The following is a 16968-nucleotide window of genomic DNA, read 5'->3' on the forward strand; positions in this document are numbered from 1 at the left end:
TTTCTTTGGCTTATTTGTTATGCCTATTTTCTATCAACTTGATTTCTCTAGTTTTTTTAAAAAATTTATATTGACTTTTGGTGGCTGGTCTACAATGATCTACCATTTTACAGAGGAATCACATATCACCCCTACAATCATCTAATAATGAATGGGTTTATCAATAGCCCCATGGGCTGCTTCCATGACAATTTCCGATAGGGTTGGATGGGGATGAATTGCCTTTGCTACATCATGGACTGTTCCTTCCATTTCCATGGACACCACTGCTTCTGAGATCATATCCGTGGCATGGACCGCCATGATATGGACCCCTAAAATTTCTCCATACTGCTTTTCTGCGATGATCTTCACGAATCCGATGCTCTCTCCCTCCGCCAATGCCTTTCCATTGGCACTGAGTGGAAATTTACTCACCACCACATCATAGCCTTCCTCCTTGGCTTCCGCCTCTGTCATTCCAACAGCTGCCAGCTCTGGGAAGCTATATATGCAGGATGGTACCAACTTGTAGTTGATACTGCTCTTTTTGCCTGCGATATTCTCTACCGCTGTGATTCCCTCAGCAGAAGCCAAATGGGCTAACTGATACTTGCCATTCACATCTCCAATGGCATAAACGTTTGGTACGTTGGTTTCCAAATAGGCATCCACTTTGATTCCTTTTTTGTCATAGACAATTCCAAGAGATTCCATACCTTCCACATTGGGCTGTCTCCCCAAGCTTACCAAAATCTTCTCTCCAGAATAATTTACTTCTTTGCCGTCTACCTGGCAGATTACCTTATCCTCTTCTACCTTTTTCAATTGGCAATTGGTAATGATCTGAACCCCTTGATCTATCAAATGTTTCTGCAGGGCTAATGCTAATTCCTCATCAGTGTCTTTTAGAATTCGGCTCGACCGCTGGAGCAAAGTAACCTTCGTTCCCAATGCGTTGAAAAGAGTAGCAAACTCAACGGAAATAACACCTCCGCCTAAAATCACCATACGCTTTGGTACCGCATTCAATTGCAGGGCTCCCTTACTGGTAATGGCAATCCCTTTTTCCATGGACAAATAGAGCCCTTCTATATTGGGAATAGATGGCCTTGATCCAGTGGCAATGATTAGGTGCTTGGTCTTTAAGATTTTATCCCCTACAACGATAGTCTCCTTGTCTTTAAAGATACCTGTGCCCATAAAAACATCCACACCATTTTTCTTCAATAGTCCCTTTACGCCGTTGACAAGACGCTTTACCACCATATCCTTTCGATTCCCCATCTGTTCCCAATTGATCTTTAAATTATTCTTTTCAATGCCTTCGATACCAAAGAAATCTCCCTTCAAAATCTCCTGATACACCCTGGCATTTTTCAATAGGGCCTTGGTGGGGATACAGCCCCAATTCAAACAAACACCACCAATTTCATCCTTTTCTACCAAAGCGGCCTTCATGCCTAACTGGGCTGCCTTGATGGCTGCCACATAGCCTCCAGGTCCGCCACCTACTACGATTACATCATACATTTGTGTATCACTCCTTGTGCCTATAGAAGTAATAATCTATAGGGATCACTCAAATACTTCTTCACGTCATTCATAAACCGTCCTGCATCGCCGCCATCTACCACCCGATGATCAAAGGACATAGACACTGGAAGCATGTGGCGGAGCACCAGTTTATCCTCCAGTACGACGGGCTTTTTGCTGATCTTACCGATACCCATAATGGCAACCTCTGGATAATTGATAACAGGCACGCCAAAGATCGATCCCACCGCACCGTAATTGGTGATAGAGAAGGTGCTGTCCTTCAATTCATCAATGATCAGCTTCCTTGCTCTTGCCCGTTGGCTTAGATCCTCCAAATCTTGAGCCAATGCAACAATGCTCTTCTGATCTACATTACGGATCACAGGCACCATCAACCCTTCCTCCGTATCTACGGCGATTCCAAGGTGATAGTATTTTTTCAATACAATCTCTTCTGCTTCCTCATCTAAGGAGCTATTGATCTTGGGATTCTTTTTTAATGCCAAAACAATGGCCTTCATGATAAAGGGCATAAAGGTTAAATGAATATTTTCTTCGGGACCAAAATGATCTTTGGCGTTTTCCCTAAATTTCACCAATTCCGTCACATCTATTTCATCCATGGCCGTAGCATGGGGTGCTGTATATTTGGATTGCACCATCTTTTTCGCAATGGTTTTTCTTAACATGGTGAGGGGCACTCTTTCTATCAAATCTCCATGATTAGATCCTGTCACCATCTTTAAATCAACCTTTTTCTCAGGCTGAGAATCTACAGTTGTTATGGTTTGAGGTCTTTCCGCAGCGGCACGGATATCCGCCTTCATCACCCTGCCACCTGGTCCTGTTCCACGAATCGTTGTAAGGTCAACTCCTAAATCATGGGCCATCTTCCTCGCCACAGGTGTAGCCAATACTTTCCTTTTCTCTGTTACAACCGTTTCCTGCTTTCTCCCCTCAGAGCTGGCAGGAATCACTTCTGAGGATGCTTCTAGTGCCCCCACAACTCCTGCATTTTCCTCGGCCACACGCTCAACTTTTTGATTTTGACTCTCTTCATCAGCTCCTGTATCCACCTTGATTAATACCTGCCCAACATAGATTTCGCCGCCTTCTTCAGCAAGCAAAGCCGTTACTTTCCCGGTGTAAGGTGATGGGAGCTCCGCATTCACTTTATCGGTTTCCACCTCAGCAATGGTATCCCCCGCTTGAATCATATCGCCAACCTTCATATGCCACTTGAGAAGCTTTCCTTCATGAATACCTTCCCCAATATCTGGAAACTTAAATTCTTGAATCATATGATCGCCCCCTTTATGTTAAGAAATTTACAACTTCTAAGATTTTTTTATAGATCATATCAGGGCTCGGCATATAATACTGTTCACCCCTTGGCAGCGGCACGATAATGTCTGGTGCAGCTACCCTGGCAGGCGGAGCCTCCAGATGAAGAAATGATTTTTCGTTGACCAAGGCAATAATTTCCGAAGCTACGCCAAAGCTCTTTACAGCTTCTTGCACAACCAGAATTCTTCCTGTCTTTTTCACAGATTGAATGATGGCCTCCTGGTCTAGGGGAGATATGGTTCTCAAATCGATGACCTCTGGATAAATACCTTTCTTATTGGCCTCTTCCACGGCTTTCAATGTATCTCTTACCATGGCACCCCAGGTTACAATGGTCAAATCTTCGCCTTCCTTTACAACGCTTGCCTTACCAATTTCTATGACATAATCCTCTTCAGGCACTTCCTGTTTAAATGCCCGATAAATCCGTTTTGGTTCCATAAAGATGACAGGATCAGGATCTCGAATGGCTGCTATCAGCAAGCCCTTCATATCGTAAGGGGTTGAGGGCATCACAACTTTCAATCCAGGAATATGGGCAAACAATACCTCAGGGCTCTCCGAATGGTGCTCTAGGGCCCTGATGCCGCCACCCGACGGAAAGCGGATCACCATAGGCAATGTAAAACGACCTCTGGAACGATTTCTCATGCGGGATACATGACTAATGATCTGATTCAATGCTGGATAGGTGAACCCACAGAATTGCAGTTCTACAACGGGCTTTAGTCCATTGATGGCCATCCCAACCGCAGCTCCCACAATCCCTGATTCGGAGATTGGTGTATCAAAGCACCTTTCCACACCAAACTTCTCCTGCAAATCCACTGTAGCTCTAAAAACGCCTCCTTCATAGCCTGCATCCTCTCCAAATACAATAACGGAAGGATCTCTTTCCATCTCCTGCATCAAAGCATAATTTACAGCCTGCACATTATTTAATACTGGCATTACAACATCCCCCTTTCCTCAAAGAAGGCCTTATATTCTTCATACTCTTCTTCCAATAGCGGCGTCATTTTTTCATACTGGTATTTAAAAATATCATCAAACAATGTGTTCCCTGACTGTTCTACTTCCTTAAAGATCCGCTCTACCTCTTCATCCACTGCCTGAGCAAACTGTACCTCCATCTCTTCATTCCAAAGCCCCTTGCCTACTAAATAGCTTCTAAAGCGTTTGATCGGATCCTTTTCCCTCCATTCATCTACTTCCTGCTCTTCACGATACCGTGTGGGATCATCGGAGGTGGTATGAGGTCCTAGCCGATAGGTATAGCCTTCTATTAAAGTAGGACCTTCGCCTCTTCGTCCTCGTTCTATGGCTTCCTTCGTGGCAGCATAAACCGCTAGGATATCATTCCCATCCACCTTGATCCCTTTAAACCCATAGGCGTAAGCTTTCTGAGCAAAAGTTTCCGATGCTGTCTGGAAGTGTTTCGGTACCGATATAGACCATTGATTGTTTTGACAAAAGAATACGGTAGCCGCTTTATACACGCCGGCAAGATTTAACGCCTCGTGAAAGTCACCCTCTGAAGTGCCACCATCTCCAAAGTATGCGATAGATACTTCATCGAGTCCTCGTTTTTTTGCTGCCATAGCTAACCCTACTGCATGGAGGAGTTGAGAGGATATAGGTACCGATACGGGAAGAATTCTTATATCTTCCGATACCTTGCTTCCCATTTCATTTCCATACCAATAGAGATAAATCGTCTTTAAATCTACTCCTCGCTGCAGCCAAGCCCCTAATTCTCGAAAAGCCGGTGCCATCCAGTCCTTTTTTTCCAAAGCATAGGCACTTCCTACCTGGCAAGCCTCCTGGCCCTCATTTGGCGCATAAGTAAGCATTCTTCCCTGTCTTTGATACATGAGGGCCTTTCTGTCTGCTATTCTTGTATATAACATGGTTCTCATAAGTTTTACCAGGTCTTCCTCTGGAATCTGAGGTACTAGGTTTTCATCCAGCACATTACCGTCTTTGTCCAAAATCTGCAGCATTTTTCCTTCGAATGGATTATACTGATCAACAAGCATAACGTTCCCTCCTTTATAACATCTATTCCATATATAGCCATTTGCAAGCTATTTAAACAGATTTGTTCGCCATTTTACAAGATATGTCTTTTGAGTGTCCAACATACCCATGAAATCTGCAGATGATTTACTTTCATTTTCCTGACTATTTGTTTTACCATTTCCATTTCTTGCCTTATAACGTATAATAATGATGAAACCAAAAAGAAAAGGAGCCTTCCATGAAAAGCAAAATCAGCATTGGACGAACCTATGGCATCATCTTCGTTATTGTATGTGGCATTCTGCTGGCGATACAATTAGGATATTCAGCCTATTATGGCCTGCTTGTGGGGCTGATCTTCACCTCATATGTCGTATATCGCCATGGCTATTCTCCTCAGGAAATCGCTTGCATGATGTTTCAAGGAGTAAAGAACGCTTGGATTGTTTTACTCATGATGGCCTTGATCGGCATCCTCATTGGGCTCTGGATGCTGGGAGGAACCATCCCCACCATGATGTATTTAGGCTTTCGATATTTAGCAAATCTTAACTTTCTTCTGGCTGCCTTCTTAATTACTAGCATGATCTCCATGGTCTTAGGCACCTCTCTAGGTACCATCAGTACTATAGGCATGGCATTGGCAGGTATTGGAAAGGGCTTGGGTATTCCTCTCCCCCTATTGGTAGGTGCCATTGTATCAGGAGGCTACTTGGGTGATCGGACATCTCCCATGTCCAGCAGCGCCAATTTGACAGCCGTTATCACGGAAACAAAGTTAGTGGATAACCTCCGCCATATGATGTCAACCACAATACCTGTTTTCATCATTTGTACAGCATTTTACGGCATCGCTGGAAAGTCCTTTTTGATGGCTGGGCCAAACCCTGAGTTGGAAGCCCTTCAACAAACATTGATTTATCATTTCCCTGTGGATATTTTGCTGTTGATTCCACCAATGACCATTATGTTGATGGCTATCTTTCGATTCCCTATGGTGAAAAGCCTAGGAATGGGTTTACTTGCCACCGTTGTATGCATAATCATCCAAAATCAGTTCACTTTTTCCCAATCGATCAAGGCTGGACTGCTTGGATTCCATCCTGCGGATCCTACTATTTCTGCCATTCTCTCCGGCGGCGGGTTGCTCTCTATGAAAAATGTCATCCTAATTATTGCTGCATCCACTGCCCTTAACGGTATACTGGATGGGACCCATATGATCGAGCCTCTTATGCATCAGTTTGTTACAAAAATAAAAGGTGTAGGCTCCCTCATCCTTCATACTTCCTTCTTGAGCTTCATGATCGCAGTGGTGACCTGCAATCAGACCTTAGCAGTGATCATACCTGGTAAGTTTCTTCAAAATATCTATGAGCGTAACCATGTATCTCGAAATACCCTGGCAAGAACAATTGCCGATTCCGGCATAGTTCTTGTACCTCTCATCCCTTGGAATGTAAATGGTGTTATGATTACTGCCATGTTTGGTATTTCTGTACTTCAGTTTGCGCCTTATTCTTTATTGCCTTATTTACTTCCCCTCTTTACCCTTGCCTATGGATATTTAGGTATATCAAAGAAGCCTTGGTCTTAAGACCAAGGCTTCTTTGCATGTTTTTTATACCATTATCTTGTTTTAAATCTACTGACCTCTTCAGCCAGTTTGATCGCCAGTTCATTTAATGCGTTGGCCTCTTGCGATACTTCCTCGGCAGAAGCCGATTGCTGCTCCATAGAAGCTGTGGCTTCCTCCGTGGCTGCAGAAGCGGTTTGGGCCACAGACCAAATATCTTCTATCACTCCCACCAGAGCATTCTTCTTATGATTAATGTTTCCTGTCATTTTTCCAATGGATTCGATCTTGTCCATAATGCTTTCAATAGATTTAAATATTTTGCCAAAGCTTTCATTTACTTTTTCAACGGCCTTAGTCTGTTCTAAAGAACTGATCTTTACCTCCTCCATCACCCTAGAGGTATTTCCACTTTCCTTTTGAATACTCAAAATGATTTCTCGAATCTCTTCAGCAGCTTGTCTAGACCCCTCCGCAAGCTTCCGAATCTCATCTGCTACAACGGCGAATCCCTTGCCGTGTTCTCCAGCTCTAGCAGCCTCAATGGATGCATTTAAAGCCAACAAATTGGTTTGTTCTGCAATGTTTCCAATCGTATCGATGATCATGCCAATATTTTTACTATCATTCTCCAATTCCTTTACAGTTACCTCAATCTTCTCTGTGGCGGCATTATTGAAGCGTGTCTTTTCATCTAGGTACTCCAAATCCTTTAAGCTTATGTGATTAATATCCATTATTTCCTTCGTCGCAATCAACATGTTGTCCGTATCCAGCGCTAACTGATCAAATTCTTGAGCAATCTCCCGCACCTGCTCAGCACCCGTTTGAGCATCCGTTGCCTGCTTTGAGGCCCCTTCGGCAATTTCCTCTACCGTATGGCTCAGACTTTCAATAGACGCGCTGGATTCTTGAGAGGAGGAGGCCAATCTGAGAGAAGACGCAGAAACATCCTTTGCGGCATGCTGTACCTTTTCAATAAGGATGCTAATCTCGTTGATCGTTCCATTGAAGGATGATGCAAGACTGCCAATCTCATCCCTTGAACGGATGATAAACGTTCCACTAAGGTCCCCTTCTTTTACCCTGTTCATATGTAATAGAAAGCCTTCCATTCGTTTCGTCAAACTTCTTGAGAATATAGCGGAAAGAATCAATGCAATGAGTAAGGATATTCCACCTATAAGTAATGCACTATGGAGTAGCCCCTTGGCATCATTGGCAACTTCATCCACATACATGGTCGTCAGGATTGTCCAATCCAAATCTTCAATGAAGGTATATACTGCAAACTTCTCAAAGCTTTTCCCATCTTCTCTCCATAAATAATCCACATAACCCTCTTTATTGCCACGAATGGCCGCATTAATTTCTTCAGAGGGTAAAGGCTTGCCAATCAAAGCCGCATCCTTATGAATCAATGTGTTGCCTTGATTATCCAAGATGACTGGATATCCCTTCTTACCCACTTGGGTTTTATTAATCCTATTCGTCAAGTCTTTCATAGAAAGGTCTATGGCCAATACACCGAAAATTTCCTCTGGACGCTCCTGGTAATAGATAGGCAATGCCGCAGATATAATCATTTCATTTGACACAGCATCTTTATAGGGTTTCGTCCATATTAATCCTTTCTTACTGACCGCGTCCTTATACCATTCCCTTGTAGTAGGATCATAACCTTGCTCAAATTTAAACTCAGGATATATGATCATATCTTTATTCTTGGTTCCGATGTATACATGCTTTACATCTTCATTGGCTTCAATATAGCTAACAAAATCCTTGATCAACCATTTCAGCGATTCCTCATTAAGAGTGCTAGTGCTTGACTCCCCTCCTCCTGCTTGAGTCGCTGAAGAAACTGCATCGGGAGCATCTGTCAGAGTTTGAACGCTGGCTTGACTAGACATTCTTTCCAATCCCTTTTCAAATCCCTCCATATAAATATGAACCGACGATGTCATCTCTCTTAGCATCTGTTGGCTGGAATACTTTAGATTCTCTTCAATGATTTCAATGGATCGTATATATGAGATTACGCCTAGGCATATCAAAGGAATTGTAATGAGCAAAACAGAAAATACTAGAAACTGCCTTCCAATGCCAAATCTGACCTTGTTCTCCACTTTCACATGAACCCTCTCCCTTTATCAGCGAATTATAACAATACTTTAACAAAAATCGACTGATTTTTTTGTCGGTTCTTGTCATAAGTAGAGGGCTTTTTAATTTTCTGTTTAATTTTCTCGATTTTGCTCACTTTTTAATGTAATGATTACAATCTCCGGCCTGTTGAAGAGTCGTATGGGTATAATGCTATTTCCAAGTCCACGGCTGATTACCATAGTCGTTTTCCCTTTATGATAAAGTCCACCATCATATTCAGGAAAAAAACCCTGCCCAGGCGCCAAAAGTCCACCCATCCCTGGTATGCGCCATTGTCCTCCATGGACGTGTCCAGAAAGAACTAAGTCTACTTCCGTACTTTCGTAGAGATCCATCTTTTCTGGTCGATGACTCAATAATATTCTAAATCTCTCCCTTTGGGTATCCTTGAGGGCTGTCTCTAAAGTTTCTTTCAATATTTCCTGTTCCTTCTTTCCTCCATATTTGGGTATGTTCTTTGCAGCATCATCAATACCTATGATGTAGATCCATTCATTATCCCTATGAATAATCCTACTTCTGTCATCTAGAATCATTACACCCTGGGCTTGCAATTTCAGCTCAAGCCCTTCATATTTACCTGACCACCATTCATGATTTCCCGTTACAAAATAAACAGGTGCTATTTTTATGCATTCTTTGATTAATATCATGCTGACATCTTCACGATAGTGCCTGCGATCTACTAAATCTCCAGTAATGGCAATCATATCAGGTTTGGCTTTTTTTATAGCTTCGACCAGTCTTTCCTGGTTTCTACCAAAGAGTTTATTATGTAAATCAGATAAATGCACAATCTTGTATCCATCAAAGCATTTAGGCAACCCATCAAAGTAGATTTCATAATTACTAGTCGACAAGATACTGTTTTCAAAGTATAAAAAGCCGAGGAGTATTACCAATACAAGTATTAAGATACTAGCCATTTTTAACCCTCTCATTTCTTTATGATCCCTCTTTCAATGAAATCCTTTTTCCTTTATTAACCGCTGTAGGAATATAATGTATTTACTGCGTTCACCCCGAATATGATAACATTAATATAAAAAAGAAAGAAGGGTTATCTTGAGCATTAAAGTGAAATTCATAAGTAATATAGAAATTGAAGAACCGGATACCCTATTAAAGGTGGCTAAATCTGCCAGGGTAAAAATAAAAGACTCCTGTGATGGCAAGGGTAAATGCGGAAAATGTATCGTCAAAATTCTAGAAGGCACCCTGTCTAAACCCACGAAGCAAGAGAAAAAATTGTTGGGCGAAGAAAACTTATCCAAAGGCTATCGTTTAGCCTGTGAAGTAGAGGCCACGGAAGATACCATTATCGAATTGGTACATAAATAGCTAGAGGATTGCTCTAGCTATTTTACACGATATATAGCTTCTTACGAAACATCTTCTCGAAAAATTTCTCACTTTTCATGGCCGCGGCTATCTCTAGCTCAGCTGTACTGTTGGTTTTTAACATTATTTGGAGGCTATCCTGAGTAAGGTAGCACCCTACATCCCCTACACTGCCAGATTCACTGCGATCTAGTTTTTCCGCAATACGGGCAAACCAGCTCAGCTTCTTCACAGTATCATAATCATTTTTATCGATGAGCATATTATAATCCTTCCAATCCCCCTTAAATTCTTCGTTTCGATGCATGGCCACAATAAAGGCACACATCACCAATTCCCTATTACGCAAGCCATTCAGCCTTGAATTTAAGGTAAGATAAAACCCGTGTTTATGATGATTATAATAATCTACATACATCCCGATGTCATGGAGCAGACTTCCAACCGCCAGAAGCTTTCTCTCCCATTCTCCCATACCATGGATCTCCTTTGTTTGATCAAAAATCGATAGAGCCAGCTTTTGCACATGAAAGCAATGATCCTTATTTACTTCATAATTCCTTAGATTGTTTTCTACACTATGAAACAGCACATCCCCGATAATCTCATCTTCGTAGTTCAAAACCTTTAAGTAATTTTGAAAAAACACCCCTTCCCTTAATCCATTCCCACTAACAATCAGCTTTTCTGTTTTTAGATAGCCCATTAAGGTCTTAATAGGTACCAATCCACCTACAATAATATCTGCCCGCTCTTTTCCAACACCTGGTATATTTTTTCTTTCCTCTAAACCCGCCTTTGTCACCATTTGATAAGCATAATCTACTTCTCGCTCCTCCATCTGATAATTATGGAGACTTTCCAATGGGAATCCTATTTTCTTTTTATCAATTTTTGCCAAGCTCCGAATAGACCCCCCCAAGCCTACGATGGGTAAACCGATCACTTGCTTTAGCCATTTTACTTGCCCGTACTGCTTTTCCATGAACTGCTCAAGCTTTTTTAATTTTTCTTGCGTAATGACATCCTCATCTAAAAATTTTTCTGTCAAAACCACAGCGCCGTAGGGCAGGCTCACAGCCTCCTTATACCGCCGGTTCTCTACCCAAACCAATTCTGTACTGGCGCCGCCAATATCAATGATCACACAATCTGCTATGTCAATGGTATTGATGACACCCAAATAATCATAGTAAGCCTCCGTCTCACCAGAGATTACTTCAAAATCAAATCCTGTTTCCAATTTTACCTTATCTAAAAAAAACTTTTGATTGCTAGCGTTTCTCACAGCTGCTGTTGCTACAGTAAATATTCTATCTACCTGGTGGGCTTCTATTAGCTTTTTAAATAGCTTTAAGACATAAATGGTTCTCTTAATGGCCAGAGGCTTCAAACTCATTTCTTCCCCCATGCCCTCACTAAGGCGCACCATTTCTTTAGCTTGATCAATCATTTTATAGGATCCATCCTCATAGATCTTCATAATGATCATTCGGATTGAGTTAGAGCCCAGATCTATAATGGCAATTTTATTATGCATTTGTTCATTCCACCTTTATTCTTCTTCACGATCCACCGCTATCTCCTGATGCAATGCAGAATGGTTAGATAAAACAGGTTGAAATATGGATGTGGTCTTTTCCTCATTATATCTCTTCGTGGTATGGTGGGCAACTTCACAAAAATAGTTCTGTGAATCTATCCAGCCCTTTCCCCTGCGATCTATTTTTTTATACTTTCCTTCACTGTTGAGCAATCTTGCCTTTACTGTATCCTCCAAATTCAATGCCAAAATCTTTATCACCTGCTGTCTTAGTTCCTTGCTCTCTACAGGAAATAACAGCTCTACTCTACGATCTAAATTCCTAGGCATCCAGTCTGCGCTGGATAAGAAGACATCCTCCCTGCCATTATTGTAGAAATAAAAAATCCTGCTATGTTCTAAAAATCTTCCCACAATGCTTCTGACAGTAATGTTTTCACTGACTCCCGATAACCCAGGCTTCAGACAGCAAATCCCCCGTATGATCAAATCAATTTTCACGCCAGCGATAGAGGCCTTGTATAGCAACATAATAAGTTCTGTATCCACCAAAGAATTCATCTTAGCCACAATACGAGCGTTTTTACCATCTATAGCGTTTTTGATTTCATTTTCTATCAATTGAATAAATCTCTTTCTCAAACCTTTTGGTGCAGCTTCCAATCGATACCAACCAGGGGTCTCTGAGTATCCAGAGAGCATATTAAACAGAGCCGAAGCATCTGCGCCGTAATAGGCATTGCAGGTAAATAGCCCTAGATCTGTATAGAATTTTGCTGTTATATCATTATAATTTCCTGTTCCCAAATGAACATATCTTCGTACGCCATCCGATTCCATTCTCACCACCAAGGTAATCTTGCAATGGGTTTTCAAACCAACGAGGCCGTAAATGACATGACACCCCGATTGTTCTAAGCGCTTTGCCCACTGGATGTTGTTTTCCTCATCAAATCGAGCCTTTACCTCCACAAGAACGGTTACCTGTTTTCCCCTTTCAGCAGCCTCTGCCAATGCCTTCACAATGGGAGAATCTCCACTGACACGGTAGAGTGTTTGTTTAATCGCTAATACCTTTGGGTCTGCGGCAGCTCTGTGAATAAATTCCACCACTGGCTCAAAGGATTCAAAGGGATGATGCATCAAAATGTCACCCTTATGAATAGTTTGAAATATATTTTCTCCCTCTAAGAGAGCCAACGGTGTCTGAGGAACATAGGGAAGATACTTCAGTCCGTCATAGCCCTCCAAGTTATACATCTTCATTAAAAAGGTGAGGTCGATAGGGCCATTGATATAGTATATATCCCCATGATGAATTTCCAAAACGGTTTTTAAAATATGTACCAAACGTTCATCCATTTCAAAGTCTACTTCAAGACGTATCGCTGAACCCCATTTCCTTTTTTTCAGCGATTTTTCAATTTCCATCAATAAATCTTCCGCTTCCTCCTCTTGGATGCTTAGATCTGCGTCCCGTGTAATTCGATAGGGGTAAGCACAAATTACCTTATGACCTGTAAACAGTCTTTGAATAAACATGGCCACAATTTCCTCGAGAAAAATAAAGCTCTTGCTTTCTGGCCTCTCGGTAGGCAATGATACCATTCTCGGCAATACAGATGGGGCTTGCACCGTTGCAAAGGTATAATCCTTTTCAGAGCTCTTATTCTCTATCAGAATACCCAGATTTAAACTCTTATTTAGAATTAGCGGAAAGGGTCTGCTGGAATCCACCGCCATCGGTGTCAAAACAGGATACACCACTTCTGTAAAATATGTTTCTAGATAATCTCTTTGGGAGGCCGTTAAATTTTCTCGATTCACAATCGAAATATCATTTCTTTTTAAACCAGGAACAAGGGCTCGTTGAAAAGAAGTGTATTGTTCATCCACCATTTTATGAGTTCTCAGAGATATTTTCTTTAGTTGCTGTTTTGGTGATAAACCCGAAGGATCAGGCTTCTGAAAGCCCACGTGAACCTGATGTTTTAGTGAAGCTACGCGAATCATAAAGAATTCATCCAAATTGGAGCTTACGATAGCAAGAAATTTCAATCGCTCAAAGAGGGGATTTTTACTGTTTCTTGCTTCTTGAAGAACCCTATCGTTGAATTCCAACCAGCTCAATTCCCGATTGATAAAGTACTCCGCCTGTTGATCATTGATTTTAGCCATGTTTCATCATCCTTTTCGTCTTTAGTACAGGTGTGACACCGAATACTTCTTCAAAGAATTCTGCCTTGGTTTCAAATGTCCATTCTTCTAGCAGAAAATCATCTGCCACATTTACTTTCACAAGAACCTTTTTATCATCCAATACAATTCTCATTTCTTTTACCTTTTGCTTATGGCTTCTATCCAGGGAGTCTGCCAACCGTATGATCGCAATGAGTTTCGCTGCAATGACCTTATTTTTTCCGTTGAGTTCTTTGAAGTTTTCATCGTAATCATTGGGCACTGCACGACTATGATATCGAGCAACATTGGCAATAATTTGCTTTTCCTCCCACGATATCCCCATCAACTCTAATGCCATAATAATGTGATAGGAATGAACATAATGCCTATTTAGGTCGATATATTTTCCAATATCATGGAGAATCGCTGCCAATTGAAGCAGCAATTTTTCCCGTTTTCCCAACCCGTGCAGTTTTTTTAATTCGTCAAAAAGTAGTAGAGCTTTGGCTTCTACCTCCCGAGCATGGGCCTCGTCATATTCATATCTTTTTCCTTGAACTCTAGCGGAGGCAATAATATCCTCAGTAAATTCTTCTTCTCTTTTTGTATGTAACTTCTTGTCTACGATATCCGAAATAATACCGTCCCTTAAAGAAACCAAAGGCGTATGGATTCCTGTGGCTTGGGTTTTATCCAAAAACTTTTTAAAAATCATCATGGATGGCAGAAGTATGTCTGCTCTTTCAGGGGATACCCCATATTCCTCACTGATGGAATAAGTGGATTTATCCATCAACGTATCATAGAGCTGGATAAAATGTTCCCTTTCAATGATTTTTTCCTGCTCTTTTCCTTTCTCTTTATTACAAATATCCTTGATAATACGAATTTCTCCACCTAATGCAATGAAGTTACCATATTTTTCTTCTTCCTTAATCACATGGATCTGGTCTATGCTACTGGAGATATATTCCTCAAGAATCTTGGGGAAATTTAGGGTTCTTCCCTCTATACTGGAAAGCACCTCCCTTAATCGCAAGGAGCCTAATTTAATATTTTGACTCATGGCCAGATGCCCCCCTCTATATACAGAGACTTCAATACTGCCTGATCCAATATCCACAATCATGGCACCTTCCTGTCTGACCTTCTCATGATCAGATAAATTTTCTCTAATCGCCTTATAGGTTAAGAAGCGTTCTTCCGCATTGCTTATGATTTCAAGGTTTAACCCAGTCTTTAAGCGAATCTGATCTGCAATATAGTCTCTATTTTGTGCTTCTCTTACAGCACTGGTGGCAATGGCACGGTACATTTTTACCCCATAATCTGCCATCAGTTTTTTAAATCCCTTTAATATCTCACAGGTTTCATCTACAGTTTTAAAGCTTACCCTGCCCATGGCATAAGTATCTCTTCCCAGGGAAATAGGGTATCTTAATAGCTCTAAAGCTTTCATTTGACCATGATTAGATATTTGAGCAATCTTCATTCTCAAAGCATGGGAACCCACATCTATGGCAGCAATAATCTGATTTTTTTTCATTCCCTCTAATTCCTCCTAATGGCAAAATTACATATATTTATGTTACCCATATTTCTTTTCGGCCATCATAATTGTTTTAAATTATAACATAAGCCCCATGGTTTTTTGTTAATACTATGTTATGGAATAGCTTTTCTACGAAAATTCCATTGTACTCGCCTATGACAAAAGGATTTGACAGAAAGGATCTGATGCCCTTTGAAAGGTTGTTTGCTACTCCATGGTTTTAATGGTGACCCTTGTGATATGAATCCCCTTGCTGATGTATTTAATGAAAAGAATATCCTCACCCATTGCCCTATCCTCCATGTCCGCGATCAGCCTAAAAAGAATCTTCGTCGCTCTACGTATCTTGATTGGATTCAATCAGCTCATCAAGGATATAAAGAATTGTCTCAACAATGCAGTGATATTGCTGTTGTTGGTTTCTCTATGGGCGGGCTGCTGGCCTTTCACTTAACGCAGCGATATCAACCGAAATGCATGGTTACCATGGGTGCACCTATATATTGTCTAGATGGAAAAAATATTCTTCATGATATTTCTAATTCTATTAAGAATAAGGATTATCTCCGGATTCTAGATTATACAGCACTTTTCAGAATTCCTCTTAAGGCAAACTATCACTTTGTTAAAATTCTGCGTTCCGCAAAACCTCTGATAAAAGAATTAGATGTGCCTTTGTTCGTGATTCAAGGTAGAAAGGATCCCATTGTAAAGGCCAAAAGTGCCCAATATATCTTTGATCATGCAAAAACCCCACAAAAAGAAATTAGGTATTACGATCGGACGAGCCATCGTTTTTATGGCAGCGTGGAGACGCCTATTATCTTTGAGGATATTGTCTCCTTTGTATCAAATCATCTATAATGTTCAACATCAATATGGTATGATGAAATAAATAATATGAAAACAAAGGAGTTGATACTCTATGAAAATTCAGTTTCTCGGTCATGCATGCTTTTACATAGAAGAGGATAGTTTCAAGGCATTGATCGATCCTTTTTTATCTACCAACCCTCAAGCACCAGAGGCACTCCCTGATTTTCAACATGTTACCCATATTTTCGTAACCCATGGCCATGGCGATCATCTTGGAGATGCTGCCATGATTTCCGGTAAAAGCAATGCTACCGTAATCACAAATTATGAGATTGCCTCCTATTTAGGTGGAAAGGACATCCCTACCCATTCCATGCATATCGGCGGTCGAACAAAGTTCGATTTTGGAACTGTAAAGATGACCCCTGCCCTCCATGGATCAGGTATAGAGACCATAGGCGGCCTCATTTATGGTGGAAATCCCTGTGGCTTTGTCATTGAGGTCAACGGAAAGAAAATCTATCATGCCGGTGATACAGGATTAACAATGGATATGCAGTTATTAGAAATAGAACATATTGATGTTGCCATGCTGCCCATAGGAGGCAATTTTACCATGGACATTGAGGATGCGGTGCGTGCCGTAGAATTTATTAAACCAAAGCGAGTAATCCCCATGCACTACGATACTTTCCCTGTTATCAAAGCAAATCCTTCAGCTTTTAAAGATCGTGTGAAAAATACAGAAGTAATTCTTCTAAACCCAGGTGAAGTCTATCATTTATAATATAAAAAAGCGCCTAAAGGCGTTCTAGTGTTGCATTAAGTAAAATATTTAATCTTGACCAATTTAAAACCCTCAGATTGCATGGATTATTCCATGTGATATGGGGGTTTTAGGCT

13 protein-coding genes are annotated in these 16968 nt (G+C 41.1%); 4 read left to right on the plus strand and 9 right to left on the minus strand.

Annotated elements, in window-relative coordinates; translation table 11 throughout:
* Positions 1-141: 141 nt before the first annotated feature.
* The 4 genes from lpdA to pdhA are packed head-to-tail and all read right to left on the minus strand — an operon-like array spanning position 142 to position 4904.
* A complete protein-coding gene (lpdA, locus tag HNQ80_RS24930) occupies positions 142-1512 on the minus strand; it encodes a dihydrolipoyl dehydrogenase (RefSeq protein ID WP_184313869.1) in 1371 nt (456 codons plus the stop codon).
* A 20-nt stretch (positions 1513-1532) separates the two neighbouring features.
* A complete protein-coding gene (locus tag HNQ80_RS24935; protein WP_207727186.1) occupies positions 1533-2819 on the minus strand; it encodes a dihydrolipoamide acetyltransferase family protein in 1287 nt (428 codons plus the stop codon).
* 13 nt (positions 2820-2832) lie between these two features.
* A complete protein-coding gene (locus HNQ80_RS24940) occupies positions 2833-3816 on the minus strand; it encodes an alpha-ketoacid dehydrogenase subunit beta (RefSeq protein WP_184313871.1) in 984 nt (327 codons plus the stop codon).
* Positions 3816-4904 (minus strand): pyruvate dehydrogenase (acetyl-transferring) E1 component subunit alpha, encoded by a 1089-nt coding sequence (pdhA, locus tag HNQ80_RS24945; protein WP_184313873.1) that lies wholly within the window; start codon positions 4902-4904, stop codon positions 3816-3818. The genes HNQ80_RS24940 and pdhA overlap by 1 nt, the downstream gene beginning before the upstream one ends.
* A gap of 221 nt (positions 4905-5125) precedes the next feature.
* Between pdhA and HNQ80_RS24950 the strand changes: the two genes are divergently transcribed.
* Positions 5126-6484 (plus strand): Na+/H+ antiporter NhaC family protein, encoded by a 1359-nt coding sequence (locus HNQ80_RS24950; protein ID WP_184313875.1) that lies wholly within the window; start codon positions 5126-5128, stop codon positions 6482-6484.
* Positions 6485-6516: 32 nt separating this feature from the next.
* Here HNQ80_RS24950 and HNQ80_RS24955 read toward each other — a convergent pair whose 3' ends face one another.
* Positions 6517-8598 (minus strand): methyl-accepting chemotaxis protein, encoded by a 2082-nt coding sequence (locus tag HNQ80_RS24955; RefSeq protein WP_184313877.1) that lies wholly within the window; start codon positions 8596-8598, stop codon positions 6517-6519.
* A 105-nt stretch (positions 8599-8703) separates the two neighbouring features.
* Positions 8704-9558 (minus strand): metallophosphoesterase, encoded by an 855-nt coding sequence (locus HNQ80_RS24960; RefSeq protein WP_184313879.1) that lies wholly within the window; start codon positions 9556-9558, stop codon positions 8704-8706.
* A 139-nt stretch (positions 9559-9697) separates the two neighbouring features.
* On the opposite strand from HNQ80_RS24960, the gene HNQ80_RS24965 reads away from it, so the two are divergent.
* Positions 9698-9973: a 2Fe-2S iron-sulfur cluster-binding protein gene (locus tag HNQ80_RS24965; protein ID WP_184313881.1), complete on the plus strand. Its 276-nt coding sequence runs from the start codon at positions 9698-9700 to the stop codon at positions 9971-9973.
* Between the two features lie 22 nt (positions 9974-9995).
* On the opposite strand, the gene ppx is transcribed toward HNQ80_RS24965, so the two are convergent.
* Genes ppx through HNQ80_RS24980 form a run of 3 tightly spaced genes read right to left on the minus strand, consistent with a single transcriptional unit; the run spans position 9996 to position 15243 of the window.
* Positions 9996-11513, minus strand: coding sequence for an exopolyphosphatase (ppx, locus tag HNQ80_RS24970; RefSeq protein ID WP_184313883.1), 1518 nt, complete (start codon positions 11511-11513; stop codon positions 9996-9998).
* Positions 11514-11528: 15 nt separating this feature from the next.
* Positions 11529-13694 (minus strand): RNA degradosome polyphosphate kinase, encoded by a 2166-nt coding sequence (locus tag HNQ80_RS24975; protein WP_184313885.1) that lies wholly within the window; start codon positions 13692-13694, stop codon positions 11529-11531.
* Positions 13687-15243: a Ppx/GppA phosphatase family protein gene (locus HNQ80_RS24980; protein WP_184313887.1), complete on the minus strand. Its 1557-nt coding sequence runs from the start codon at positions 15241-15243 to the stop codon at positions 13687-13689. Before HNQ80_RS24980 ends, HNQ80_RS24975 begins: the two co-directional genes overlap by 8 nt.
* A gap of 198 nt (positions 15244-15441) precedes the next feature.
* Here HNQ80_RS24980 and HNQ80_RS24985 point away from each other — a divergent pair, with 198 nt between their 5' ends.
* A complete protein-coding gene (locus tag HNQ80_RS24985; protein WP_184313889.1) occupies positions 15442-16113 on the plus strand; it encodes an alpha/beta hydrolase in 672 nt (223 codons plus the stop codon).
* A gap of 61 nt (positions 16114-16174) precedes the next feature.
* Complete coding sequence (locus HNQ80_RS24990) at positions 16175-16852, plus strand: metal-dependent hydrolase (protein WP_184313891.1); 678 nt, start codon at positions 16175-16177, stop codon at positions 16850-16852.
* The last annotated feature ends 116 nt before the right edge of the window (positions 16853-16968 follow it).

The organism is Anaerosolibacter carboniphilus (assembly GCF_014205875.1).
Lineage (GTDB): Bacteria > Bacillota > Clostridia > Peptostreptococcales > Thermotaleaceae > Anaerosolibacter > Anaerosolibacter carboniphilus.